24 protein-coding genes and 1 pseudogene are annotated in these 26,371 nt (G+C 49.8%); 14 read left to right on the top strand and 11 right to left on the bottom strand.

What is annotated here, in order from left to right; genetic code table 11:
• Positions 1-33: 33 nt before the first annotated feature.
• The 7 genes from GKO28_RS02630 to GKO28_RS02600 all read left to right on the top strand — a co-directional run bounded on the left by GKO28_RS02630 (position 34) and on the right by GKO28_RS02600 (position 9,754).
• Complete coding sequence (locus GKO28_RS02630) at positions 34-1,788, top strand: TonB-dependent siderophore receptor (protein ID WP_182075258.1); 1,755 nt, start codon at positions 34-36, stop codon at positions 1,786-1,788.
• The gene (locus GKO28_RS20960) at positions 1,713-2,252 is read left to right on the top strand and encodes a TonB-dependent receptor domain-containing protein (RefSeq protein ID WP_282099211.1); all 540 of its coding nucleotides are present in this window, start codon (positions 1,713-1,715) and stop codon (positions 2,250-2,252) included. The genes GKO28_RS02630 and GKO28_RS20960 overlap by 76 nt, the downstream gene beginning before the upstream one ends.
• 476 nt (positions 2,253-2,728) lie before the next feature.
• Entirely contained in the window at positions 2,729-3,409 is a 681-nt protein-coding gene (locus tag GKO28_RS02620) for a Fe2+-dependent dioxygenase (protein ID WP_182075256.1), read from the top strand.
• Between the two features lie 87 nt (positions 3,410-3,496).
• Positions 3,497-4,816 carry a hemolysin family protein gene (locus GKO28_RS02615; protein WP_182075255.1) on the top strand — a complete coding sequence of 440 codons (1,320 nt, stop codon included), beginning with the start codon at positions 3,497-3,499 and terminating at the stop codon, positions 4,814-4,816.
• 275 nt (positions 4,817-5,091) lie between these two features.
• Complete coding sequence (locus GKO28_RS02610) at positions 5,092-6,249, top strand: DEAD/DEAH box helicase (RefSeq protein WP_247646298.1); 1,158 nt, start codon at positions 5,092-5,094, stop codon at positions 6,247-6,249.
• A 225-nt stretch (positions 6,250-6,474) separates the two neighbouring features.
• The gene (locus GKO28_RS02605) at positions 6,475-6,615 is read left to right on the top strand and encodes a hypothetical protein (protein ID WP_182075254.1); all 141 of its coding nucleotides are present in this window, start codon (positions 6,475-6,477) and stop codon (positions 6,613-6,615) included.
• 235 nt (positions 6,616-6,850) lie between these two features.
• Positions 6,851-9,754 carry a phosphocholine-specific phospholipase C gene (locus tag GKO28_RS02600; RefSeq protein WP_182075253.1) on the top strand — a complete coding sequence of 968 codons (2,904 nt, stop codon included), beginning with the start codon at positions 6,851-6,853 and terminating at the stop codon, positions 9,752-9,754.
• Between the two features lie 203 nt (positions 9,755-9,957).
• Here GKO28_RS02600 and fumC read toward each other — a convergent pair whose 3' ends face one another.
• Positions 9,958-11,346, bottom strand: coding sequence for a class II fumarate hydratase (gene fumC / locus GKO28_RS02595; protein WP_182077379.1), 1,389 nt, complete (start codon positions 11,344-11,346; stop codon positions 9,958-9,960).
• A gap of 382 nt (positions 11,347-11,728) precedes the next feature.
• Between fumC and GKO28_RS02590 the strand changes: the two are divergent.
• The 5 genes and pseudogenes from GKO28_RS02590 (at position 11,729) to GKO28_RS02565 (ending at position 16,739) form a co-directional block, all read left to right on the top strand.
• Positions 11,729-12,594 (top strand): annotated as a pseudogene (locus GKO28_RS02590) (DUF3100 domain-containing protein).
• A 5-nt stretch (positions 12,595-12,599) separates the two neighbouring features.
• Positions 12,600-13,049, top strand: a complete 450-nt coding sequence (locus GKO28_RS02580; RefSeq protein ID WP_182075252.1) for a hypothetical protein — start codon at positions 12,600-12,602, stop codon at positions 13,047-13,049.
• Positions 13,050-13,391: a hypothetical protein gene (locus tag GKO28_RS02575; RefSeq protein WP_203563863.1), complete on the top strand. Its 342-nt coding sequence runs from the start codon at positions 13,050-13,052 to the stop codon at positions 13,389-13,391.
• Positions 13,388-14,236, top strand: a complete 849-nt coding sequence (locus GKO28_RS02570) for a M20 family metallopeptidase (RefSeq protein ID WP_203563862.1) — start codon at positions 13,388-13,390, stop codon at positions 14,234-14,236. Before GKO28_RS02575 ends, GKO28_RS02570 begins: the two co-directional genes overlap by 4 nt.
• A gap of 235 nt (positions 14,237-14,471) precedes the next feature.
• The gene (locus tag GKO28_RS02565; protein ID WP_182075251.1) at positions 14,472-16,739 is read left to right on the top strand and encodes an alkaline phosphatase; all 2,268 of its coding nucleotides are present in this window, start codon (positions 14,472-14,474) and stop codon (positions 16,737-16,739) included.
• 240 nt (positions 16,740-16,979) lie between these two features.
• Here the strand turns inward: GKO28_RS02565 and GKO28_RS19065 are convergent, their stop codons facing one another.
• Positions 16,980-17,675: a thermonuclease family protein gene (locus tag GKO28_RS19065; protein WP_182075250.1), complete on the bottom strand. Its 696-nt coding sequence runs from the start codon at positions 17,673-17,675 to the stop codon at positions 16,980-16,982.
• Between the two features lie 376 nt (positions 17,676-18,051).
• Between GKO28_RS19065 and GKO28_RS20955 the strand changes: the two genes are divergently transcribed.
• Both GKO28_RS20955 and GKO28_RS20950 read left to right on the top strand, forming a co-directional pair.
• Positions 18,052-18,297, top strand: a complete 246-nt coding sequence (locus GKO28_RS20955) for a patatin-like phospholipase family protein (RefSeq protein ID WP_182075249.1) — start codon at positions 18,052-18,054, stop codon at positions 18,295-18,297.
• Entirely contained in the window at positions 18,270-19,196 is a 927-nt protein-coding gene (locus GKO28_RS20950) for a DUF3734 domain-containing protein (RefSeq protein ID WP_182075248.1), read from the top strand. Before GKO28_RS20955 ends, GKO28_RS20950 begins: the two co-directional genes overlap by 28 nt.
• A gap of 75 nt (positions 19,197-19,271) precedes the next feature.
• Here the strand turns inward: GKO28_RS20950 and GKO28_RS20945 are convergent, their stop codons facing one another.
• The 9 genes from GKO28_RS20945 to GKO28_RS02505 all read right to left on the bottom strand — a co-directional run bounded on the left by GKO28_RS20945 (position 19,272) and on the right by GKO28_RS02505 (position 25,819).
• Positions 19,272-19,670, bottom strand: coding sequence for a type IV pilin protein (locus tag GKO28_RS20945; protein WP_282099210.1), 399 nt, complete (start codon positions 19,668-19,670; stop codon positions 19,272-19,274).
• A 62-nt stretch (positions 19,671-19,732) separates the two neighbouring features.
• Complete coding sequence (locus GKO28_RS02540; protein WP_182075247.1) at positions 19,733-21,268, bottom strand: pilus assembly protein; 1,536 nt, start codon at positions 21,266-21,268, stop codon at positions 19,733-19,735.
• Entirely contained in the window at positions 21,258-22,511 is a 1,254-nt protein-coding gene (locus tag GKO28_RS02535; RefSeq protein WP_182075246.1) for a hypothetical protein, read from the bottom strand. Before GKO28_RS02535 ends, GKO28_RS02540 begins: the two co-directional genes overlap by 11 nt.
• 16 nt (positions 22,512-22,527) lie before the next feature.
• Positions 22,528-23,241: a hypothetical protein gene (locus GKO28_RS02530; protein WP_182075245.1), complete on the bottom strand. Its 714-nt coding sequence runs from the start codon at positions 23,239-23,241 to the stop codon at positions 22,528-22,530.
• Between the two features lie 4 nt (positions 23,242-23,245).
• The gene (locus GKO28_RS02525) at positions 23,246-23,800 is read right to left on the bottom strand and encodes a PilX N-terminal domain-containing pilus assembly protein (RefSeq protein WP_182075244.1); all 555 of its coding nucleotides are present in this window, start codon (positions 23,798-23,800) and stop codon (positions 23,246-23,248) included.
• Entirely contained in the window at positions 23,797-24,819 is a 1,023-nt protein-coding gene (locus GKO28_RS02520; protein ID WP_182075243.1) for a prepilin-type N-terminal cleavage/methylation domain-containing protein, read from the bottom strand. The genes GKO28_RS02525 and GKO28_RS02520 overlap by 4 nt, the downstream gene beginning before the upstream one ends.
• On the bottom strand, positions 24,816-25,163 hold the full coding sequence (locus GKO28_RS02515) for a hypothetical protein (protein WP_203564331.1): 348 nt from the start codon (positions 25,161-25,163) through the stop codon (positions 24,816-24,818). Before GKO28_RS02515 ends, GKO28_RS02520 begins: the two co-directional genes overlap by 4 nt.
• Complete coding sequence (locus GKO28_RS22610; RefSeq protein ID WP_203563861.1) at positions 25,097-25,264, bottom strand: prepilin-type N-terminal cleavage/methylation domain-containing protein; 168 nt, start codon at positions 25,262-25,264, stop codon at positions 25,097-25,099. Before GKO28_RS22610 ends, GKO28_RS02515 begins: the two co-directional genes overlap by 67 nt.
• Positions 25,265-25,282: 18 nt before the next feature.
• A complete protein-coding gene (locus tag GKO28_RS02505) occupies positions 25,283-25,819 on the bottom strand; it encodes a GspH/FimT family pseudopilin (RefSeq protein WP_182075242.1) in 537 nt (178 codons plus the stop codon).
• Positions 25,820-26,371 lie beyond the last annotated feature (552 nt).

The raw sequence follows: 26,371 nt of genomic DNA, 5'->3' as shown, positions 1-26,371 counted from the left end.
TTTTTGTTCAAAAATTGATTAATAGAGAAACTCATGCGAGATAAATCAGGTATTCGGCACTTTGCCAAATTCCCCGCAGCAGCAGCGTTGTTCAGCGCCGTTGCCGGCGGCGTTCATGCCAATGAGGCGGTATTAGCGCCGGTTGAAGTGAGTGCTGAAGCCAATCAAAATGGCACTTCTAATACGTATAACGCGCCAACCGTGAGTGTGGGCCGTATGCAGCAAGATACCCTTGATGTGCCGCAATCGGTGACCACCATTACCCAAGAATTAATGCACGATCAAGACGCCAACACGGTCAAAGAAGCGCTGCGAAATGCCGTTGGCGTGACTTTTAACGCCGCTGAAGGCGGCGCCAGTGGCGATGGGATTCGTATCCGTGGTTTTGGCGCTTCCAATGATTTGTATCTCGATAGTTTCCGCGATGCGGCGCAATACAATCGTGACACCTTTTTTATTGATTCAGTCGAAGTATTACGCGGCCCAGCATCGATGTTATTTGGCCGTGGTTCAACCGGCGGCGTAGTGAATCAAGTGAGTAAAAAAGCCTTTAAAGGCGATCTAAACCAAGTGACCACCACCTTGGGAACCGATGCGTATTACCGCGCCGAAGGTGACTTTAATAAAGCCATTAACGACAACACCGCGATTCGCTTGAATGTCATGGGGCAAAAAGCCGATAGTTTCCGCGATGGCGCGGAGATGAATCGTTGGGGCGTCGCGCCGACGGTGACTTTTGGTATTGGCGAGCCGACTCAGCTTAGCGTGATGTATTTGCATTACGAAGAAAATAACGTGCCCGATTATGGCGTGCCGTATTACCGTAAAGCGGCGTCGATTCATGGCACCGACCAACCGATTGGCAACGTCGATCAATTTTATGGCTTACGCGACTTTGATTCAGAAGACACCGTGGCCGATATGCTGAGTTTGAATTTTCAGCATCAAATTACCCCTAATTTATTGCTAAAAAACGGCACGCGTTTGGGTAAATATCAACTTGATTTACGCGCGAGCGCGCCGGGCTTGCAATTTGCCAGCCCTTCTGACGCTTTAAGCGACAGCACCAAGGTCACCCGTGGCCGCAAATTGCGGATGCGCGATCAAGAAATTATCTCCAATCAAACCGATGTGTTGTGGGATGTCGAAACCGGCACCATCCGCCACAGTATTTTGGCGGGGATGGAATTAACGCGCGAAAAACTCACCAGCACGGGTCGTATGCAGCTAGACCTAACCGGCACGGCTAAACCCAATGACGCTGGTTTAAGACCTTGCATTATGCCGTCGACCACCGTGGGCAATCCAAACTTAGGCGGCGCGCCCAATTGCAGCGCACCGGTCAATACCGTTGCCGCGCATTCAACCGCCGATACGGTAGCGTTTTACTTGCAAGACATGATTGATTTAAACCCGCATTGGAAAGTCTTACTTGGCGCGCGTTACGATCATTTCAAAGCTGAAACCACCAATGAATCCTTCACCAAATTGGATGCTGCGCCCAATACTGGCCGTACTGATAATGTATGGAGCTGGCGCACTGGCTTGATTTATCAGCCGACTGCGGTGCAATCGTATTATGTGTCGTACGGCACGTCGTTTAATCCATCGGCTGAAGCGTATTCCACCGATCCAAAGAGCGCGCTGACTGATCCAGAAAAAAAAACGCCAACTACGAAATCGGTGCCAAGTTTAATTTGTATGACGGCCGTTTGGCCTTGCGTACGGCGATTTTCCGTACCGAGAAAACCAATGAGCGCCAAACCGATATGGAGCCCGGTGTGGTGAAACCGTATTTGCTGTCAGGTCGTCGTTATACCGACGGGATTGAGCTCGAAGCCGCTGGGCAGTTGAGTGCCGATTGGCAAATCTTTGCCGGTGTGGCGTTGATGGATCCGGTAATTGCCGAGATTACCAATCCGCAACGTAAATACCAAGAAGGCAATCTGCCGGACAATGCGCCGCGCTATACCGCCAATTTGTGGACCACGTATCAAATCGACGGCAATTGGAAAGTCGGTGGCGGATTTAACGCCATGGGCAAGCGCTACACCAATTTGGACAATATCGTGAACCTGCCAGGCTATGTGCGCTGGGATGCGATGGCCGAATGGAGTCACCGTGATGTCAGCGTGCAGCTCAATGTATACAACTTATTTGATACCGACCATTACGAAGGTTTGTATCAAGGCTTCACTTTACCGGGCACTCAGCGTTCTGCCCGTTTGAGCGCCAGCTATAAGTTTAATTAAGTCGTCACACCACGGCAGCAAAGTCCACATCAGTCCAAATCATGGATGCAGGGCTTTGCTGTTGCTGGTTTTTGTTATTGTTTTTGGTTTGTTCGGATAACGTGTTGATGGTGTGCCTGCGGCACTGAGGTTTGCAGTCGCAGTCCGCGACGGGGACACACTTTCTTTGCTTCGCCAAAGAAAGTAAGCAAAGAAAGGCGACCCGAGCGCGCATCGGTCCCCGATGCCCTCGATTGTCGTGAGCCAAACGATAAAACGGTTTGTCTCCCTTCCTCACTCGGTGCGCTTGGACGGGGTTTAAAGCCCCAGACCAACGAGCGTGGCACAGCATTAACACTCAATTCGAATGTTTTTATTTTTGGGTATAGCCATGAAGTCATTAATTATTATGACTTAGCTGGATATACCTTTGATGAATATTGCAAAGTTCGGCGAATTTTGTTGCGCTTCGCTTTATGTTTGAATTTGGAGTTTGTATGTTGTTACACATCCCCGCAGTACTTGATTTGGCGACCGTTAAAGCCTGCCGCGAGCGCTTGGATCAAGCCGATTGGTTGGATGGGCGAATTACCGCAGGCAGTCAGTCGGCCAAAGTCAAAAACAATCAGCAATTGGCCAACGATGAAGCCAATGCCGTGGCCGTGCGGGCGGTGATTTTGGCGGCGCTGGCTAAAAATGATTTGTTTTTTTCTGCCGCTTTACCTAAGCGCATTTTTCCACCGTTATTTAATCGCTATGGCGAAGGTATGGGCTTTGGCATGCACGTTGATAACGCCATGCGCCGTATTACCGACACTGGCGAATGGGTGCGCTCGGATTTATCAGCGACCTTGTTTTTTTCTGATCCGGATGAATACGATGGCGGTGAGTTGGTGATTGAAGACACTTACGGCGTGCACGAGGTCAAACTCGCTGCCGGCGATATGGTGCTGTATCCATCGAGTAGTTTGCACCGCGTTGAGCCGATTACCCGAGGCCATCGCGTGGCGTCGTTTATGTGGCTGCAAAGTATGATTAAAGACGGGACTGAACGCGGCTTATTATTTGATTTGGATCGTAATATTCGGCAGTTACGCCAAGATATGGGCGACACGGAAACGGCGATTTCAATGACCGGGATTTACCATAATTTGCTACGAAAATGGGGTGACATTTAAAAATACCACGCTAAACGGTCGCACTTGCATTGAATTTTTTTCGCTTTGTCCGCATCTAAACTCATTATTTATAATTTGGATTGATTCATGGAAGTGTTCATGCTGCTGGGGCTGATTTTGCTAAATGGCCTATTTGCAATGTCGGAGTTGGCCTTGGTTAGCTCACGCAAAGCGCGGCTTAGCAAAATGGCAGAAGCAGGAAATAAAGGCGCTGCAGCGGCTTTAAAGCTGGCCGATGAACCAACTAAATTCATGTCTACGGTGCAAATTGGCATTACCTCGATTGGGGTTTTAAGCGGTATTGTTGGTGAATCGGTGCTGGCCGAACCATTTGCCCTGTGGCTGATCCAATCGGGCATGCGCCCGGAACTCAGTACCACGATTGCCACGGTGCTGGTGGTGATGTCGGTGACGTATTTTTCTATTGTGTTTGGTGAATTGGTTCCCAAACGTCTTGGGCAAATCAGTCCAGAAAAAATTGCCTGCTTAATCGCTCGGCCGATTCAGTTTTTAGCTTTGATCTCACGCCCCTTTGTGCACTTACTTACTGGCTCCACTAAAGGTGTGCTTAGCTTATTGGGGGCTGATCAAAATACCCAACAAAGTGTGACGCAAGATGAAATCGATGCCGTGCTACACGAAGGCTCGGCCGCCGGTTTAATTGAAGAGCACGAGCACACCATGATGAAAAATGTGCTGCGTTTAGACGATAGAAAAGTGGCGTCTTTGATGGTGCCGCGCTCAGAGATGGTGGTGCTCGATTTAGATGATTCGGTCGCACAAAACATGGCGATTGTGTCTGAAGCGCGTTATTCACGCTTTCCAGTATGCCAAGATGGGCTAGATAATTTGCTCGGCATTTTAAGCGCGAAAGACATTTTGCAAAAAATGCTCAAAGGCGAGTCGATTGATTTATCCAGTAATTTACAGCCTTGCGTGTTTGTTCCCGAAACGCTGAGCGGCCTAGAGCTACTCGACCAAATGCGAACCTCCGGCGTGGAAATGGTCTTTTTGATCGATGAATACGGCGAAGTGCAAGGCTTGGTCACATTGCAAGACGTACTTGAAGTATTGACCGGCGAATTTACCACTGAGGACAGTAGTGATGCTTGGGCGGTGCAGCGGGTGGATGGCTCGTGGTTGCTCGATGGTTTGATTCCGATTCCAGAGCTCAAAGATCGTTTGGCCTTGCCCACAGTGCCTGATGAAGAAAAGGGCAGTTACCATACCTTAAGTGGCTTGGTGATGCTGCTGTTGGGGCAAATGCCAAGAACGGGTGATATTGCGCAATGGGAAAACTGGCAGTTTGAAGTGGTCGATATGGATGGTCGCCGCATCGATAAAATCCTCGCTACCGAAAAACCAGCAACGCCGATTGACGAGATAAGTAAAAACACTGATGGCTAGGGTATTTCTGTTTTTGGTTTGTAAATCAAGATCTGCGTAGATATACCTACTGCTTGTGGCGCTGGTTTTGAAAGTCAGTATTTGATTGAAGCTAGATTGTTTTTTTATCCACCATCAATGCCGCTGCGCAACGTGCGTAGCGGCTTTTTTGTGGCTGGGATCAGGGCGATTCATGGTTTTGTCTTGCCGTTGGCTAAGCCAAACCGCGATGTTTTTCGGCCAGTGGCCCCCTCACTTGGTATCATGCACGACATATTCTTTGATTAAGGCCTGCTATGCCCTTTAGCGCTTTGGGTTTATCGCCCGCTCTGACCCTTGCTGCCAGCAAGAAAAAATTCCTTCAGCCTACGCCAATTCAAGCCGCTGCAATTCCGGCGATTTTACGTGGTGAGGACGTGCTGGCGCAGGCGGCGACTGGATCGGGTAAAACCGCGGCTTTTGCTTTGCCTTTATTGCAATTGGTGCAAGGCGCTGGGCGTAAGGTGTTGATTTTGGTGCCAACGCGTGAGTTGGCGATGCAGGTGGGGCAAGAAATCAAATCGCTGGTACAAATGCTGGCGACGCCAATTAAAGTCGTTGCTGTGTTTGGTGGCGTATCGATCAATCCACAAATGATGCAATTGCGCGGCCGAGCTGACGTTTTGGTGGCCACACCGGGGCGCTTACTCGATTTGATCGGGCAAAATGCGATTAAGCCCGAAGCCTTTACCACGCTAGTGCTCGATGAAGCCGATCGCTTGCTGGATATGGGCTTTAACGAAGAAATCAATCGCATTTTGGCCTTGCTACCCAGCCCAAGACAAAATTTATTATTCTCGGCAACGTTTCCAAGCAATGTCAATGCGCTGGCCGATGCCATTTTGCAGCAGCCCACACGCATTGTCATTGAAAACAACGACGAAAATCGCCCTGATATTTTGCAGCGTGCGATTGTGGTGGATGAAGCGCGGCGCGCTGATTTATTGGTGCAGTTTTTTTTGGATAGTGGCGATGCGCGGGCTTTGGTGTTTGTGGCGTCGAAAAATATCGCCGAACAATTGGCGCGCTATTTAGCCAGTGCTGGAATTAAAGCCGCGCCGTTTCATGGTGAATTTAGCCAAGGTCGGCGTAGCCAAGTCTTGGCCGAATTTAAATCCAGTAATTTACAAGTCGTTGTCGCAACCGATTTAGCGGGGCGCGGGATTGATATTGACGACTTGCCTTGCGTGATTAATTTTGACTTACCGCGCTCGCCCGCCGATTACACCCATCGCATTGGCCGCACTGCCCGTGCCGGTGGCAGTGGGGTGGCGATTAGCTTGGTGACGCCGCACAGTGAAGCGCATTTTAGGTTGCTGGAAAAACGCCTTGAAATGCGAATTGTACGCGAGCATATCGATGGTTTTATCGCGCAAAGAGCAAGCCGTTGCCGGTTCGGGGGAGGGCGGGATTAAAGGCGCTCGAATGAGTAAAAAAGATAAATTACGCGCCTCAGCTGCCAGAGCGCAGCAAGAAGGGCATGAGCCAAACTCAAACTGACAGCAAGGCGATAGGTTTTTTCAGGTAAAGAATAAACTACCGATAGTCCAATTAAATCGCGCCGTTGAGCGCTATTTAGACTGATTCAATCTGGTGAGGGCTATAGCTATAGCTGGATGAATTGATAAAGGAGTAGGACGATGAGAACCCTCTTAATGCTGGCCCTGGCGTTTACTTTTTCGATGAGCGCCGTACATGCTAGTAATATGAATCACATGGGAGTTTCGGGTGCTGAACAAGCCGATCTAGCAAGCAAGTATGCTGGTTCACTGGGAAAATAATGGCGCTACGGCGCATTTAAATGTATCGCGTCTTAAATTAACAACAGGGCACCTTCGGGTGCTCTTTTTTTATTGTTGCTGCTTGCGGTAAGGCGTCAGCTTACGGCATAAGGCTGCGCGGCTAAGAGGTCGATTTCATATAGAACAAATTATTGTATGTCATATAAATTTGATTTGGCCGTGATAAAACTTCAATACATCTAGACGACGATGCTGACTTTTCTAAGGAGAAGTCATGAGTTTCGATCGTCGTCAGTTTTTAAAATATGCCAGCGCCAGCGGCGCATTGGCCGCTTTGCCTTTGAGCGTGCAACGCGCTTTAGCCGCTGGGACCAGTAGCGGTAGCTTGTCTTCGGTGGCACATGTGGTGATTTTGAGTCAGGAAAACCGCTCTTTTGATCATTATTTAGGCACGCTGAACGGCGTGCGCGGCTTTAATGATCCACATCCATTACGCCAACCCGATGGCAGTAGCGTTTTTGCGCAAAAAAATGCCAATAATCAGCCGATTTGGCCGTTTCGCCTCAATAGCAAAACCAGCAATGGCCAGTGCATGGTCGATGTCACGCATGATTGGGTTTCTGGCCGTAATGCATTTAATGGCGGGCAAATGAATCAGTGGATTGCCAATAAAGGCAATTATGCGATGGGTTATTACCAGCGCGAAGACATTCCCTTTCATCACGCTTTATCCGATGTCTTTACCACGTGCGATCATTTTTTTTGCTCGAGCAATACCAGTACCAATCCCAATCGCTTATTTCTAATGAGTGGTAGTAACGGTCAAGGGCTCTGGTCGGCTGGCGCGGTAATGGACAATAGCGAGGTCATTCCATTTACGTGGACTACTTATGCCGAGCGGTTGCAAGCTGCCGGTGTCAGCTGGAAAATGTATCAAGAGCAAGATAATTATGATGACAATGCCTTAGCGTGGTTTACCAAGTTTAAAACGGCGCTTCCCAATTCCGCGCTGTATCTAAACGGGATGGTTAAGCGTAGCCGTGATGCATTTGCCAAAGACGTCGCTAACAATGCTTTGCCAGCGGTAAGCTGGATTATTGCCCCGGCGGCATTGTCTGAGCACCCAGCCCATGCACCAAATGCCGGTGCCAATTACGCCAAGATTTTTTTAGATGCGTTGGCGAGCAATCCTGCCGTGTGGGAAAAAACTGTTTTTATTTATACCTATGATGAAAACGGCGGGATTTTTGATCACGTTGTGCCGCCCACAGCGCCGATTGGTACAGCTAATGAGTGGAAAAACGGTTTTCCGCTGGGCTTAGGTCACCGTATGCCAACGTGGCTGATTTCACCGTGGAGTATTGGCGGTTATGTCTATAGCCAAACGTGTGATTTAACCTCGACGATACGCTTTTTAGAAAAATTCACCGGCGTGCAAGAACCGAATATCAGTGCGTGGCGGCGTAGTGTCTGTGCTGATTTAATGGATGGTTTTGACTTTACGGCCAGCCCTTATGGCTATCCAACGGGTGTACCCGATACCGCCATTTTGGCCAGTGATGCCGCTTTTGCCTGTAGCAGTTTGCCGGCTGCTCAACCGAATGGAGAAACAGGGGCGCCGATCTGTTCGGCTGGTGGCTCGCGGCCATTACGACCGGTGGCGGTGCAGGTGAATGTCGATGCCGTGGTGGACACGGCGAGTAAAAAAATTACGCTGAAAATGAGTAATAGCGGGGCGCAAGCGGCGGCTTTTGATATTCATGGTTATCAAAGTTTGGTGTTTAATCCAATTTTTGTCACTGTGCCAGCCAACGGCGCGCAAAACCAAGTCATCGATGGTGCCGCCGCCAGTGCCGGGCAGTTTGATTTAGCGATTCATGGGCCAAATAGTTTTTATCGGCGCTTTGCCGGGAGTTTATTGCCCAATGCTTGGCAAAATGGCGCTTATCCGCAAATCAGTATGATGCCTAATTTAAGTGGGGGTTTTATCACGCTGCAGGTGCAAAATCGCGCCCCAGCGGTGTTAACGCTGTATGTCGATGACTATCTAACTGGGCAGCGTAGCCAGCAAGTGATTGCCGCGAATGCCAGCGCTAGCTGGACGATTGCAACGCTGAATAATTGGTATGACGTGATGATTTTGCTCGCCAATGACAGTAGCGGCCGGTTTATTTATGAGTACTGCGGTCATATCGAAGGCGGGATTAGCCAAACGTATCCGGGCCGTTTGCCGATTGCAGGCATCACCACGCCAACGCCAAGTCCGGCACCCACGCCCACGCCACCGGTGCAAGCGCCGTTTACCGCCGCCTTACTGAGCCAAGTGAGTCATTATTATCAATTTGAAAACACCCTCAATGATGAGATCGGTAGTGCGGCGTTAACGCCTGTTGGGCCAGTGGGGTATAGCGCTGGCGCTAAGTATTTATCAGCCTTGCAGCTTGATGCCACTAAGGGTAGTGCTGCATTTATGCCTTTTGACCCGAGCGCCGCTGATTTTACGCTCGGGTTTTGGGTCAAAATGCCAAGCAATATGGGCAGCAATATGTGCAGTGTGGTGGCCAATAAAGACTGGGCATCGGGCAAAAATGCCGGTATTTCAATTGGCCATTCGGGCGATGGCCGCTTTAAATTTAATATCGGCGATGGCACCAATCGCGCTGATACGTATTTAGGCATGGTCACTGGCGCTTGGGTGTATGTGGCGATTGTGCTGGAGCCAGCGCAAAAACGCATGCGCTGTTATGCCAGCAATGCCGCCGGTTTGATTGGTGAAAGTGTGCTGTCGTACGCCAATGTGACGGGCAAAATCGTCCCCAGTTATCAACGTTGGGCGCTCAATGAAGATGCCCGTGGTGATTACTACAAACGCTACCCGAAAGAAAAATTTGTCTTGGCTTTTGACGATGTTGCCGTGTGGAATCGCGCCTTACCAGCTAGCGAAATTCGTGCCATTGCCGCGGCTAATCAACCATTGCAAACGCTGCGTAGCGTGACGATGAGCGGCAAAACACTTAGCTGCGCTAGCCCTTGGCAAAGCCAAGTGAGTTATCCCGCAGGCAGTGTCGTCACTGATCAAGGTCGTCAATATAAAGCAAAATGGCTTAGCCAAGGCGAGCGGCCAAGCCGTAATACCGGTAGCGCTATGCCGTGGCAAGATTTGGGCGCCTGCCAGTAATTGCTTCAGTCTTGCTCTAGTCATCGCTTGAAATTGCTCGACTGAGCATCAGGGTTGGATAAAGAAAAAGGGCCGCGGTTGCGGCCCTTTTTGCGATGATTGCGCTGTGTAGCCAGTGCATATCGCCAACGATGCATCGCTTTTTAGACCTTGCTTGAGCGCTAAACGCGTATCAGCAGCGATCACGCCGACAGTAGCCGATTTTAGGAATGCGTCATCGCTTTGGCATTCACCCAGGTATCAAATTGCTCGCCGGTTAATAAACCTAAATCCAGCGCCGCTTGTTTTAAAGTGCAGTTTTGTTTCAGGGCGTATTTGGCGATTTCTGCCGATTGATCGTAGCCCAAATGCGGGCTGAGCGCGGTGACCAGCATTAAGGATTGTTCAAGCAGTGCGGCAATGTGCTCGCGCTCTGCAGCGATGCCGACAATGCAATGCGTCGTTAGGCTAGCCATGCCGTCGCGCAATAGGCGCAAGCTTTGCAAAAAATTATGAGCAATTAAGGGTTTAAAGACATTGAGTTCAAAATTGCCCGACGCCGCCCCGATGCTGATGGCGACATCGTTGCCCAATACTTGGCAACACAGCATCGTCATCGCTTCGCATTGGGTTGGATTGACTTTGCCGGGCATGATTGAGCTGCCCGGTTCGTTTTCAGGTAATTGCAATTCGCCCAAGCCACAGCGCGGGCCCGATGCTAACCAGCGAATATCATTGGCGATTTTAATTAAGGCCGTGGCCAAGGTTTTCATCGCGCCATGCGCGCTAACCATCGCATCATGCCCAGCTAAAGCGGCAAATTTATTACTCGCGCATTCAAAAGGTAGACCCGTTTGCAAGGCTAATTCAGCTGCAACGCGAGCGCCAAACTGTGGATGCGTATTGAGCCCCGTACCGACGGCCGTACCGCCAACGGCCAATTGGCATAAGGACGGTAAACTGAGTTTGAGCATGCGTTCGGCGTGCTCCAGCTGGCTATACCAGCCGGATATTTCTTGCCCGAGCGTGATCGGGGTGGCGTCTTGTAAGTGCGTGCGACCGATTTTGACAATGTCGGCAAACTCAGCCGCTTTGCTGTGCAGGCTGTCAATTAAGCGGTTCAAACAGGGCAGTAATTCATTTTGAATCCCTTGCGCTGCGGCAACGTGCATCGCGGTAGGGAAAATATCATTACTGGATTGCCCAAGATTCACGTCGTCATTGGGGTGCAATAATCGCGTTGTGCCACGCGATCCACCGAGTAATTCAGAGGCTCGATTGGCGAGCACTTCATTCATATTCATATTGCTTTGCGTGCCTGAACCCGTTTGCCAGACTAAGAGTGGAAACGCTGCTGCGTGTTGCCCGGCGAGCACTTCATCGGCGGCGGCAATAATTGCGTTGGCCTTATTGGCATCGAGCAAACCCAGCGCTTGATTGCTCGCGGCGCAAGCGCGTTTTACCCGCGCCAAAGCCTGTATTAATTCAGTCGGCATGGTCTCAGTCGAAATATGAAAATGCATTAAAGAGCGCTGCGTTTGCGCGCCCCATAATGCCGATGCTGGCACTGCTATGGCGCCAAAAGAATCCGTTTCGATGCGGTCGTTACTCATGATTTTGCCCTGTAGCGAATTGATCATGTGGTATAGCGCAAGCGAGCCAGCGTTGCCGTCTGAACGCCCAAGCTGGCACCACTTCAGCATGCAAATAGCTCAAATAAGTAGGCTATTTTTTACGTGGCTTGTAATTTTATGAAAAGCTGTTTTCTCACTTGTTTGGTGCTTATCGTGATGTTTTTTATGGTTATTTTTGTGGGCTGAAACGCGGTGGTTAACACAATGGCTTACTAATTGGGCTGACTTTTACTTGGCATTATGTCACTACGGTTCGGCTGTTAAAAATTGATGTCAGTCAATTTTTCGCCCTTGGGCTTGCCTTACTATCGCTAGCATTCGGAAACGATACCGTTGGGTATGCTTTAAGCAAAGGAAAATAATGTCCACAAATCAGGATCATGCCAGCGCAACGCCGCTAGCGGATGAGTCAGGCCCTAGTCGAAGCGGAATAAAAATTGCCGTGACCAGTGGGATTGTCGCTGCCATTGTTATTTTTATTGCGCAATTTATTATTGGCAAACAAGAAATCGATGTTGGCATTGCTAAATTGCCGATCTTGCCAATGTTGTTTGCGGTGATGATTGGGATGGGTTTGTCAGTCAATTGGACTAAGCAAAAAGTAAAAGCTTGGGGCCAAATCTTTACTGAAAAAGAAGAAAACTTCTGCTCCAAAATGGTCGGCATTTGTCTATTGGTACTCGGTACCCAATACGCCGGCATGATTATTCCTAATCTAGACATTATCGTTACCGCCGGTATTCCTTTGGTGATGCAAGAGTTAGGCAATTTATTGCCAATTTTTATCGCGATTCCATTGGCGGTGAAATTTGGTTTTGGCCGTAAAGCCATCGGCGCTTGCTCGTCAATTAGTCGCGAGCCATCTATCGCCGTGATTCAAGGTCGATTTGGTACCGGCAGCCCAGAGTACGTTGGCGTGTTGGGATTTATCTATGTGGCTCTGTTGTTGGTACCTTGTGGTTCAGTATTTTGGGCAGTTTAGGCCCATTGACCGGCTTAAATCCATTGGCCTTGGCCGCGGGTGCTGGCGTAGGTAGTGGCTCAATGCTCAGTGCTGCATCTGGCGCTTTGATTCATGGTTTAGACCCACTTGTGGCGCAAAAAGTACTCAGTATTGCCGCCGCATCAAATTTATTGTCATCGGTATTAGGCGCTTTGTCTTTGACTTACCTTGGTGTACCGCTGGCTGAATTTATGTATAAATTTTGTAATAAAAAGGAGGGCTAAATTCAATGAAAGCCATCTTAATCGATATGAAACTGGTGTTCATGGCCATTATCTTAGCCATGTTTACCCAGTTCCTGACGACAGGAACGCCGATTGTTGACATGCTGCATAGCTTTTTAGCCATGTCGATCGTGGTATTTTTATCCCTGGTTGCCAAACAATGGATTCCATCGTCGTTACCGACTTTTGCCTACGCGACTTTGATCGGGATTGCCATTTGTTTGCCCGATACGCTAGTGCGTGCTTATTTTTTAGAGTCGATTGGTAAAGTGTCTTTTCTGTCTTGCTGTGTCCCTTTGCTGACTTTTGCTGGTTTGTCAGTTGGTGGCCAGATGGAAGAATTGAAAAAAATGTCGTGGAAAGTCATCGTGATTTTCTTGATTGTTTCTACTAGCTGCTTCTTTGGCGCATCTTTGGTGGCGCAAATCGGCTTCCAAATGAAAGGAATCATCTAAATGAGCACGTTAAATGCCTTTCAATTGAACGCCAAATTGCGTGAGTTGCACGACTTTAGTCTTCAAACGCGTCGTCATTTGCATCAAATCCCAGAGTTATCTGGACAAGAGTTTAAAACCACGCAGTACTGCCAAGACTTGATGCGTGAAGTGGGTTACCAAATCACCACGTTTGCTGGCTTTACTGGCTTTGTTGCTGATTTAGATGTCAATCCTGATGCGCGCCGCGTGGCTTTCCGTGCCGATATGGATGCCTTGGCGATGGATGACCTGACCAATGATGCGTATAGCTCAACACATGCTGGCTGCGCGCGCACAATTGTGGTCATGATACGCATATGACCATTGCGCTGACTGCCGCGCGTTATCTGGCTTTGCACCGTGAAGAATTAAAGCACAATGTGCGCTTTGTATTCCAAATGGCCGAAGAAGATATGCGCGTGCCGGGCGCGGATAAAATGGTTGAATTGGGCTGCATGGACGGCGTTGACGAAGTGTATGCCCTGCATAACGATGCCTCACGCGAATGCGGTACGGTGCTGATTAATGCTGGCGTAATGTCGTCATATGGTTCGGCTTGGACTTTGGATGTGCAAGGGATTTCGGCGCATGGCTCAACGCCAGAAAAAGGTCTGGATGCGATTCGTGAAACCGCCAGAATCGTTATGGATTTTGACTATATCGTCGCCAAAAAAACCAGCCCATTTAGCCCCGCCGTTTTTGGCTGCGGTATGTTTCATGGCGGCACGATTCCCAATGCCGTTGCCGACCATGCCCAAGCGCGCGGCACGATTCGCGCCATGGATGCCAATACCGATCAAATCTTAAAAAATAGTTTTGATGGGATTGTTCAAGAAAGCACCTTGCGCGGTTTTGTTACCAGCATGGATTACTGCGGTTACCCAGCGGTGATTAATCATCCAGATGCATATCAACGCGTAGTCAGCGCAGCCAAGGAAATTATTCCTGCTGAGCTGCTGCAAGCCGATTGCAAACCCATGACTGGCAGCGAAGACTTTAGCCTGATGGTGAACGCCGCTCGCGAGCAACGTGGTGCGATGTTCTTTTTAGGCAGCGGCAATCGCAGCAAAGGCATCAATAACTATTTGCACGCAAACCCGTATTTTGTCGACGACGACTTTATGCTGGTTGGCGCACAAATCTTTATTCACCTAGCAACGCATTAAGTATTGAGCCCTAGACCAACCACAAAAAGCCCTGCAGCTTAATACCTGTAGGGCTTTTTGTTGGCTTGGGTTTTATCGACATCTGTACAGTTTAAAAATGGCGATGGGTGACTTGAGTTTTGCCTCTTTAGGCAGACGCGGCTAGGCACGCTTACAACAGAATCAAAAATAAAACACCTGTTTATATTGTTGCAATACAAGGCGAGGAGGATGGCGTTCTTTCTGGGAGAAAACCGTGGATCGCCGTCAATTTATTCGTCTTGCTGGCTTTATGACTGCCAGCGCTGCTAGCCCAATTTTACTCACTGCTTGTGGTGGCACTGACTCTGCTTTAGGGCCAACAGAGAGTCCAAGCCCAAGTTCGAGTCCTAATCCTGTGCAGTATCAGTTTCCACAAGGCATTGCGGCTGGCGATCCACGCAGCGATAGCATCGTCTTATGGACTCGCGTTTTACCGCGCAATGTTGATCCGATTGCCAGCCAAGGTGCGGCAATGAATAGCACGATTCAGTTATTGGTGACTGAGGGTGATCCAGCGGGCTTGACCGGTAGCGAGGGGGTGTTAACGGGTAAAGTGGTTGCTAATGTGACGCTCGCGGCGCTCTCAGAGTGGGATCATAGCGTACGCCACAAATTAACTGGCTTAGCGGGCAATACCTACTATGGGTATCAGTTTATTGTGAATGGTTCGCGCTCAATGGTGGGGCGCTTTAAAACTGCAGCGGCAGCCAATGCTGATTTAGCGCAATTGCAGTTTGCGTTTTTGTCTTGTCAGGATTGGAGCATTCATCACTGGGGCGGCTTTAGCCAATTGTTGACTGAGGATCTCGATTTTATCGTCCATCTTGGCGATTATATTTACGAAACCATTGGTGAAGACTTTCAAACCGGTCAGGTTGAAGCTCGGCATGGCGCTTTAAAACTGCCCGATGGCGCGTTTAAAGTGGGCAATAGCGGTGCGCGCTATGCGCTGACTTTGGCCGATTACCGCGCGCTGTATAAACAATACCGTAGCGACCCACGCTTGCAGCAAGTGCATGCGCGCTTTGCGATGATTGCCATCTGGGATGATCATGAGTTTTCTGATGATTGCTGGGGCGACGCAACCACGTACGACAATGGGACTTACGATCCGCAGCGCGGCGGTGATAACAAGCACGAAACAACGCGTCGCCGTTCGGCCAATCAAGCATGGTATGAATTTATGCCGGCAGACATCGTGTTTGACGCCAAGGCCAGTAGTTTTCATACCGTGCGACTGTATCGCGATTTTCAATTTGGCCAGTTGATGCATTTGGTGATGACCGACGAGCGACTTTACCGCGCTGACCATATCTTGCCCGAGGCGGCAGTGGGCAGCAGTATTGGCAGTCGGTATTTAGTGCCTAGCCAGCAATTAAGCGCGGTAGAAGCGCAAAAAATGGCCATCGGTAAAGCACAGGGCGACGAGTTGGCGCTGGTGTCGATTTTGGGTAAAACCCAACGTGATTGGTGGAAAAGCACGCTTAAAAATTCCAAAGCACAGTGGAAAGTCTGGGGCAATGAAGTGTCTTTGCTCAAAATGCGCTTAGATGCCCGCAATTTGCCCGGCGTGCCAAGTGCTTTGCAGCAAGACTTGGTTCTTAACGCCGATCAGTGGGACGGATTTAATGCCGAGCGCAGCGATTTGCTGCAATTTATTCGCCAAAATCAAATCAAAAATGTGGTGGCGATTACTGGTGATATTCATAGTTTTTACGCCGGTGTGGCTCACGCCGACTACAGCGCTACGCCGCCCAATACGCCAGCATTGATCGACTTGGTGACGGCGGGAATGAGTAGCGATTCGTTCTACCATTATTTTGCCAGTGCGGTACGTGATCCAGCTTTGGCGAGTGCGCAGGCTTTGGTGTTTAGTAGCGAAGCGGGGGCCGAGCAGATTGCGATTCAAATGCTCAGCGTTGGCATCGCGCAGCAAGCTGGGGTGAGCGATTTAAGTAATAGCAGCCAAGTGAGCGCCGCCGTAACGGGGGCAATTAACGCTAAAATCGTGCCAGCACAAGCCTTTGTCGCCACTGCAGGCCTAAGCCGCAGCGAGGTGAATACTTTTAATGATTTACTCGGTGGCCAACTCGGGCAAACCATTGCTGCGCTGATTGCCAATTTGGCGGCGACTAAAAAATCCATCGCCGCGCAAACACTCGCCGGTTTTATTGCACAAAATATCGCGCAAAAAGTCGGCGGCGGCATCACGGCGGCGCAGATTCCTGCCAGCCAAGTCACGCCGTTTCTAAATCCCTTTGCCAGCCCAGCAACGGGTGCTGCGCCGGTGAATAATCCATGGATTCGTTATGCCGATACCGATGCACAAGGCTACGCGGTGGTGAAATTAACCCCGTCGCAATTGCAATGCACCTTCCGCAAAATCAACCCCTTGCAAAACGGCCAAGTGCCTAGCCAGATCATTATGAAAGACACGCAATTGTCGATTCAATCGGGGGTGCTGGAGGTGAAAGTGAATTAATTGCAGGGCGCTGCTTGTTCGGTGGATTGCGTTGCGGCATGAGGATCAATCGATGGTTATGCCGCACTGACAAAAACTTTTTTGAGGCAGAGACGCAGAGGCGCGGAGAAAAAACAAATCAGAACTGAGCAAGCACGATGATTTAACCTGTGTTTTGCTGATGTTTTTGCTCTGGTTTCCTCTGCGTCTCTGCGCCTCTGCGTTGGATTTTAGTTGCTTAACGCTGAAGTGAATCTGCCTTTATTTACACCATTGTTTTTCGCACGGAATGCCGTCGTTATTGCCGTCCATTTTGACATTGGGGCAATGCTTGATGAAGTACGTTGCCTCCGCGCAAGAGCTCATTTGTGAACAGTGTTGTCGGCCGTCACAGCGGTAATTGCTAACGATGGCGGGCGGATTGCTGGTGGTGGTTTTGCTTGGCGCAGCTTGGTTCGAGGCCGGTGGGTTCCCGTTAGCAGGGGCGGCTGGGCGGCTGGTTTTGCCACTGGCGCGCCATTGCCATGGTGCTTCAGCCGCAGGGTCGATCCACAAACCATATTTTGCCGCTTTAGCTTGCTGCTCAGCGGCGCGGTATTTTTCATCGCTACCGTATTGGGTATAAAACCAAGCCATGCCGCGTTTGATTTGTTCCAGATTGACATCCATCCCGCCAACAAACACTTTGCCGACGCTGCGCCCATATTGGTCTTGGGTATCGACCTGCACGGTGACGTCTTTTCGATAAATTAAATCAGATAAAGATTGTTTGGATTTTTCGCCAAAAGCTTGGTCTCGTTCCGGCGCATCGATTTGCCATAGGCGGATTTTGACGGGCTTTCTGTCAGTAGTGAGTAGCGTGGCGGTGTCGCCATCGTTAATGCCAATAATATGGCCGCTCAGGGTTTCGGCGTGTACCGAGGTCATGAACAATAAAATTAGGAAAAAACGCAGCATATGCAGACCTTGGGCATGAGCAATTGGGGAGATGAAAGCACTGATGGCAGAGTAGATAACGTTTTTTACCGCGTTATTGCGTGCTGCTGGGTATTATTTTGCGCGGATTGTACAGATAACTGTAAGTTTATGGCCAAAATACTTTCATCGGTTTGATTTATGTCGCGGGGTGAAAGCGATGCTTAAAAATAATGCCAATCTGCCTTTCATCGACTACGCTTTCTTTGTTGCGATGCAGCAGCGTTTGGACTGGGTAATGCACAGCTAGGTCGGAGTGTATAAACAAGCGGCAAGTAATGTCACGCTTTTGCCGGAGTCTGAAGCCATGACATCGTTAATAAAACACTGTGTTGATTATTAAATTGAGGAGCGATTGATGGCTGTGGCAGAAAAAAAAGCATCTCAAAAACCGCGCATTGCCTTGGTGCTACAAGGTGGAGGGGCCTTAGGGGCTTATCATATTGGTGCGTATCAAGCTTTGCATGAAGCCGGCTTAGAGCCGGATTTTTTTGCGGGTATATCCATTGGGGCTATTAATGCTTGCATCTTAGCGGGCAATACCCCTGAGAATCGTTTAAGCCAGCTGGATGCATTATGGTCGGATATTTCGCGCAAAATATGAGCGGTGAATATCTACAGGGCGATTGGCGGCGAATGTATAACAAATTGAGTTTTATGGAAGCGGTCACCATGGGCCAGCCCAATTTTTGGCAACCACGCTTTCCTAGCCCTTTATTACTCAATGATATGCCGCCTGAAACAGCGAGTTTTTGTGATACCTCGCCAATGCGAGCCACTTTGCAGCGTTTGGCCAATTTTGATTTGATCAACCACCAAGGCGCACAATTGGTGTTGGGCGCCACCAAGGTCACGACGGGCGAGTTGGTTTTTTTTGATAATCATCGGCAAACCATAGGCCCAGAGCATGTTTTGGCCAGTGGTTCATTGCCTCCGGGGTTTCCGGCCACCGAGGTGGATGGTGAGCTGTACTGGGATGGCGGCTGTGTGTCCAATACGCCATTGGATGCGATTTTTCACAGTGAGCTCGACGGCAACACCTTGGTATTTATGATTGATTTATGGGATGCGCACGGCCCTGCGCCGCGCAATATGGACAGTGTGGCATGGCGACAAAAACAGATTCAATACGCTAGCCGTACTCAGCAGCATATTGATTCTTTGGCCAAGCGACATAATCATCGCCGTGCGATGCATCATGTTGCACAAGGTGCTAGCGTCGATATTAGCGCGGTGAGCGATGATTTGAACCTGAGCGCGCATAATGGCAATGCGCATTTTGATATTGTCCACTTGGTATATCACCCTAGCGGTGAGCAGATTGCCGATTCAGATGCGGAATTCTCTCGGCCATCGATTTTAGAGCGACGCAATGCCGGTTATGCCGATATGAAACATGCTTTGGCTAAATCACCATGGACGCAACATGTGAAGCCAGCGCATTTTGGCACTGCCGTGCATACGATACGGGGTGAAGAGATGCAGACCTTGTGTCCAGTTTGAGCGGGCAGGCAAGATAAAAAAAACGGCGCTGCAAATCAGCGCCGTTTTTTTTACCAACAAGCGGCTGCGCCGCCACTACCGCTGGCGGTTTTTACCACCTTGTGAATCAATACTCAGCGCGCCGCATTGCCGATCTTGGCTCAATTGTGTGCCAAGCGGTGTGGCGGTGACGGTGTAGCTGCGCGCGCTGGCAATATCCGTTGTAAATTGATAGCGCGTTGCCATGCCGCTCTCCGTTTGGCAAGCCAAGGTCGGCGACGCGCCGGTGTAATTCATATGCGTGGTGTAATAGCGCTCCATCAATTGCGCTTGCTCAGAAAGACACGCTTTGGCCGCCGCACGATGGCTACGCACCACGTATTGCGTGTAAGAGGGGTAGGCGATGGCGGCCAAAATACCAATAATGGCGACGACAATCATCATTTCAATCAGCGTAAAGCCATGTGCAGTGCGCTGGGGCGATTGGATTTTCAACTTAAACTCCTAAAATTTCACGCCAAGAGGTGCGAACGATGCGGCCTAATTTGCCTTGGGTTTTAATGTGTGAAGTACCGGCGTTTTCCAAGCTGGAAATCATACCGTCGCCAACAAAAAATCGGCGCATTGGGGCTGCTGTCAAAGCCAACACCGCTGGCGTAAGCACCGTCAATTTGGTCTTTTTCATCGACTTTGCCATCGCCATTGAGATCAAAAAAGCCCTGATCTAAACTCGCGCCGCTAAATGGATCAATGGCCATGGTGTAGCCGCGACCTTCGGGTAAACAAGGATCGCTGCCGTCTGGGATCCGAGTTGTGCCAATTAAGCTATTGCCGCGAATTTGATTCGGTAGCAGCATTCGTTCGCCCTCGATGGCCACGCCCGAGCCTTTAAAATCAATCACCCAGCCCGATTTGCCTTGCATATCATTCGGGCTTGGTGTGGACATCACGCGAATCGAACCATTGGTGGTCGAACCGTCTTTGAGGATTCTTCGCACCATTAAGCTACTACGCTCCACCGCTTGATTGCTGTCGATAATCCCGTACCAGCTTTGCACGTCTTTATTGCTTAAGTCGTTACTATTTAAAAACCGACCCGTGCCAAAAAACACCCAGCGAACTTTGGTTTTCGGGTTCACGACGGCAATCGGCGCGGCAGTAATCGCTTGGGCGCCTGAGCTGCTGGTGGCGCTAAACAGCTTGATGGCAGTGGGGTTGTTTTTTAAATTACTAAACTTCCATAAATTGCCACGTTGATCGCCCGCGTAGGCGGTGTCATGAATCCCGTCGTTATTGGTGTCCCACACGTCGGCGGCAGACAGGCCGTTATTGCTCGCAACGCCGGTGTCGACAAAGGTGGCATCACCGCTGTCGATATCAATCATCATCAATTGGGCTTTGTCGCCAGCACTGTTAATGCCGTTGCCCATGATGGCACTCCATTTGCCTTTGGCCAATTGCGCAATCACCGGTTTACCGATCACTTGACCAATGTTTGGTGCACGTTGCGGATTGTTTTCCCACAGTGGCAACATATTGTGGGGATCGGTCACGTCCAGCGCAAAGGTGGCGCGGCCGCCTCGACCTAGGCTGGCGACTAAGATGGTTTTCCAGCGACTATTGATATAAATATCAGCCACGGTGATTTCACCGTCGACAAAGTACTGGTGGCTATAGTCGGGTGAGGCCGTGTTGGCCAGCTGCTGATTGAGTACCGCATTGGGAATAAAGGCAAACACTTCAACGCCGGTTTTGGCATTAAACCCATGCAGCATGCCGTCGTTACCGCCGACATACACCATCGGCGTGCGATTGACTTTGTCTTTGGCAAATTGCGCGTAGCCGACTTCTTTGGCATACAGCCGAGGGTTAGGGCTGCCAACATACACTGGCGCAGAATTGACAATGTCACCCAGTGCACTGCTACGTGCTCGAAAAGCGCCACTCGGTACTTCTTTGCTACGATCCCCGCGCAAGTAGTTAACGATATCCGTTGTGAATACATTGGGATCTAAACCGCTGGCACCGGGCTTAAATTCCGTTTTGCCTGAGGCCGCTTGTGGGGTTTGATTAAAATAAATTTTACGATCCACCGGTTGAGGTAGTGCGGCAAACGGCGCTCCATAACGGCGTGCTTTCTGGTTTTTGCGTGGTTTGATTGATGGCGTAGGCGCTTAAATCACCACTCCAGCTAGAGCTAGAAAATGTAGTTTGAAACACGGCTACGCCGGGCTCAATTTTATTACTCGACGAAGTGAGCGCAGCGGCTGAACTGGTTCGCTCGGCACTAATACTGGCAAACGCTTTGGTGAGACCCGAGACCATATTTTGTGCGTCACTGGCGACAAAGAAATTATCTGGGCGCTTGTCGCCTGTCGATAAGATGTCTTTGGTGGTGTACCACAGCGCATCGGCAATGCTGGTGGTTTTACTGTCGTAGGGTTTAAAGTCGTTCGGAACTTTAAAACCACCATATTTACTCGCCAACCAATATTGATTGCTGCTACGGTTGGCAAGCACGCCGCCCTCACGCACATCAACCCAATACGTTGATAACGTTTGCATGCCTTTAATGCGTTTGAGTAGCTCGCTACTGCTGTTATTACCTTCAGGACGCAGATCAACGGTGTGGGCGTCATAGGCTAAACCGGAGATATACGCTGAGTTGTCGCGGCCAGTAAATTGCGTATCGTTGATGCTGATCCCTTCTAATTGCGCGATTTTTTGCGTTGCGGTGACGACATTAATGGTTTTGTCATCACTGACTTCGCTTGGCATGCTTGGCTCACCGCGACTTTGGGTACTGCCTGGTAAGTTTTTGTCTCGGTGCGAATTGACGTCGCCAATCCCTAAAATCACATTTTTTTGGCACCAGTATTTAATCGGATCATCCCAGCGGGTAATCACCGGAAAGCCATCAGCTTGCTCATACTTTTGCGTGCTATCGCCGGACAAAGTGGAATAACTCGCTACATTGCCCAAGTTTTTAAAATAACGAATCGCGGCGTAATACAACTCGCTCACTGGGTCGTAACTTTTGTGTTGGCGATTGGTCATTTGGCCAAACTTATTCAGATAGTTAATCACGCCACTATCTTGAATGCCCGCATTGGTATCGGCCGCATCAGCAGAATCTGGATTGCGGTATAAAATCCCTGTGCTAGGGTCCCATTCGCGTGAACTATTGGCGATTAAACGGTTGCTGCTGGGATCGAGTTTATATTCACCGACAAATTTATTTTTGGCGCGCATCACACCACCATCTCGTAGCGCGCTACTGTCATTGAGATAGCCAAAAATACTGTATTGCAAATTACTTGAATATTGTTGAATCAAGCCCTCAGGCTTCCAATTACTGCCATATTGCGTGCAGTTTTTTTTCGGGGAAGGCCGAGTCGCAGACTTTCACGCGCACCGAGGCTTCAAATACCTGATCTTTTTTGGCATTGCTGATTGAATCAGGATAAGGCCGCACGGTACCTGGGTTGTTGACATTACCAGTGCCGGTGAAATACATCTTATTGCCCAAGCCAGCGACGCGGATGGTGAGATTACCCCAGCTAAACGGCGTAGTGCCGGCGACGTTGCTGGTGCGATCACCATAACTGCCTCCACGATCATGCCGGGCTTTTTCTAGCCACGTCTCGCCTGCCGTGTCACGAACGCGATAACCGCCAGTCAGTGCCGAACGAAATGGATCGATGGTTTGTGTGACCGCCCAATTCATAAAATTACCACTCCAATTGCCTGAGCAACTGCGTGTGGTGGTTTTGCTGACGGGCTTGAAATGGCGATCGGCTTCATTGCTGGCATTCACGTAGTCGTAGCATTTATTGGCGTCAAAATAGCCGGTGTATTCATTGGCCGCTGAATAAGCACCGACATTGGCCTGACTAAGAATGGTCGGAAACTCAACCGAAGGCACTAAGGCCAAACTGCCGGGTACAAAACCACCGACATACAAGGGGGCAGGGGCAATCTCAATTGCCGCCCAAGCGGGCGGCGTTAGCGTCGCAACCGCGATCACGACCAAGTAGGTGATCGATTTGATCTGACATTTAAACATGGTGCTACCTATCGACTTTGACGGTGGTTTGTAGGCGAACTGCGGCACGGCCTGTGGCCGCGTCGGGCGCATGGCTGCGCGCGGTAATGCGGTAAGTGCGCGAAACAATCCCGCCACTACCGCCGTATTGATTGGCTAAGGCGCTGCCAGAAATCCCTGATTCATCATCGCTATTGGTTTCAGACATCAACTGAATAAAATACTGAGGTTTGCCTTCAAGTAGCGCGGTGTTGACCAAATAAGCCGCGTCAATATCGGTCCAGCCGCTTGGGGCATCATCGGGCGGAGAAATCGGGCATAGCGTGGGCGCAAGGCAACTTTGTCCATTGAGCGCGGTGATATCGGGGTTACTTTCAATCTTGGCTTCGGCAGCGCGCAGTGCCGATTCGGTGGCTTGTAAGGCCATGGATTGATCATAATTATTGCCGCTGATTTTTTCCTGCAGTAGCACATTACGAATGCCTGATACGCCGAGCAAGGTCGCAATCAATAGCAAAACCAGCGCCATGATTAAAATAATGCCCGCTTGTGCAGGGCGGTAAGACGCTGCGCGCATCATAATGTTCGATTCCTCAGCGAGATAACTTGGGTGATTTCGCGCGTTAAACGGCCATTGGGCGTGGTCGCTGCGGTGGCAATGTTTTTTTCCGCACTTTGCAGGCTGAGCGTTAAGGTGACGGCATTGACTTGATCCCACTGGGTATTGCTGAGGCTGCTGGCGTCCACCCAGCTGGTGCTGATAGGAATGCGATAGCTGATTTGCATATCGACCACGCCAGCGGCCATCTCGATGCGTGTGCCATCAATGCCAACGCGATACAGCGAGCGGCCACCGTCTTGGCTGCGGCCATTATTGCCAATATACCAAGTGGAAGCCGCCAATTTAGCCACGGTTGAATTGGGCGCAAATTCATATTTACTGGTCGGGCCACTGCCGCAGTCAGTCGGAAAGGCCAAGTCATTACTGCAATTGCCTGGAGAAGTGCCGCTGCCTTTGTTATGCACTAGATTGCCGGTGCCATTGATATTTGAAACTTGAAAAATGGTGGCATGATCGCTATCGCAGACCATTAAAATATCCCCAGCGGCAATGTCGAAATTACTGCCAGAGAGCTTGATATTGGCCGAGCCGCCGTTATGGCTTTCGATGCTGTAGGCCGAATCGCTCATGCCTTGTAATTGAATCGCGTGTGTGCCGGTAATACGCTGACCAACACCGCTGCCAAAAGCGGCGGCACTGGTTGCCGTACTCCCAGAAAATCCACGAATCGCCGCCCAATTTGACCACCATTGTGAAGTTGGATTGTTTAAAACATTGGCTACTTGCTGGGTATTGCCGCAGGCAATCACGCCGGTGCCACGAATAGCTCGCTCTAGAAAACTCAGCGCACTGCGGCCACTTTCGTTGACTTGCGACAAGCCCTCAGAGCTGCGATAGCTTTGCTTACTCGACAGAACTACCCCAGACACAGCGGCAATCATCAATAAGGCAATCGCCACGGCAATCATCAATTCAACAATCGAAAATCCGCGCTGAGATAAAAATCCCGCTCGAGCGGGTAGGGATGGATGGCTCATAGAAACACCTCGGTGACGATGGTTTGTTCACGCTCGCCTTGCGCCGCGCGCGAATCATCCCAGCGTATGGTCACCGTACATAGTGCTGCTCTGCAGTTGACCGCACCGCTAGCGCCTTCACCCAACTGATTGCTAATGCTGGTGCGCCAACGATTCAGTACCCCGCTGGCAAAGCTGCTGCCAGAGCTGACGGCGCTATCGATCGCCAGATTAAACTGCCCGTTAATGGCGTTTTCGCGATCTGCGCGCATGGCGCTGAGCACTGAATTGGTTTGAATCACCGCCATATTGCGCTCGGTCGAACTTTGGTTGTGCTTGAGCGTGGCCAATTGTAACGCCGCCAAAAACCCAATAAACCGACTGATAGCACCACAATCCCTATCAGCACTTCAATTAAGCTAAAGCCAGCTTGTGGTCGGGGCGAAGACAATGAGTTTACGGGCATACTTTGCTCCCTTTTGTGCTAACTAAAACGACTCCCGGCGCCAATGGCGAGCGTCATTAAATTGTCGCTAGGACGGCCCCAGCTGCACGACCAAATCGACATATTGGCAGCGGCTAAATTGTTATTGTTGTAAGCCAAGCCATCGGCCCCTAAGCGCAGTTGGTTGGCGGTTAAATCGCTAATGACTTTGATTTCGCTGGCGCTGGTGATGACACCACGGCGGATTAGGCCTTCGTTAGAAATAACACCCCAATGCAACCAATTGCCGGCGGTGCTCGAGCACGCACTGGCGCTGGCCGAATCAAGCTTACAAAAAGTGACGCTGCGATTGAGTTTGATCGCTTCGGAGCGTGCCAAATTAATCGCCGCAATCAATTCATTGTTTTGTGTGGTCATGCGATTGGCGACCATCATTTGGCTAAAATTGGGGGCAGCAATGGCAGTTAAAATGGCCAAAATACTGAGCGTGACCATGAGCTCGATTAAGGTAAAGCCCAGTTGAAATGGTGTTTTAACGCAATGGCAGAGTGGATTGAAATGGGGTTGGTGCGGCATGGTGGCTTTAAATTAGATTAACAGTATATTAGTTAATGCTGATGGTATTGGGTTACAGCTTAAATGACTAGTAATTTATTTGGCATGTCGTCATTTTAGGGGAAATGCCTAATGCAATTTGCCGCTTTCTGTGGTTTGCATGCATCAGTTCTTAGTCGTAGCATATTGATCTGTAAGGATTTAGTCGGGTGAGGTCGCGGCAAGAATAGTTTGCCGAGTAAGCTGCGTAAATAAGGCGTTAAATCTTACTTTATTCTTTCTTTTGTTGTATTTTTTGTTGGCGATGGCCATTATTCGAGCGGGGCCGGTTTAACGGGCATTAAGGCGAGTGCTGAAATACCATCTATATGGGTATTTACCTGCAGGTAATTGTTAACCTTGCCTACAAGTAAATACCCATCAATACCGATGAAGAAGTGAAGATTTGCGTGTTGCTGCAATCCCAGCAAAGGGGAAGGCGCTCGCGTCTTTTGAATGAATCACAATACGCCTGAATTTGTCAGCATTACACCACTCGGCATGGATTTGCTGCTTGTACTGACGCGGCGATAT

It is taken from the genome of Deefgea sp. CFH1-16, assembly GCF_016881365.1.
GTDB lineage: Bacteria > Pseudomonadota > Gammaproteobacteria > Burkholderiales > Chitinibacteraceae > Deefgea.
Note: the sequence above shows the minus strand (reverse complement) of the source record. Positions and strands in the feature narration are given on the sequence as shown.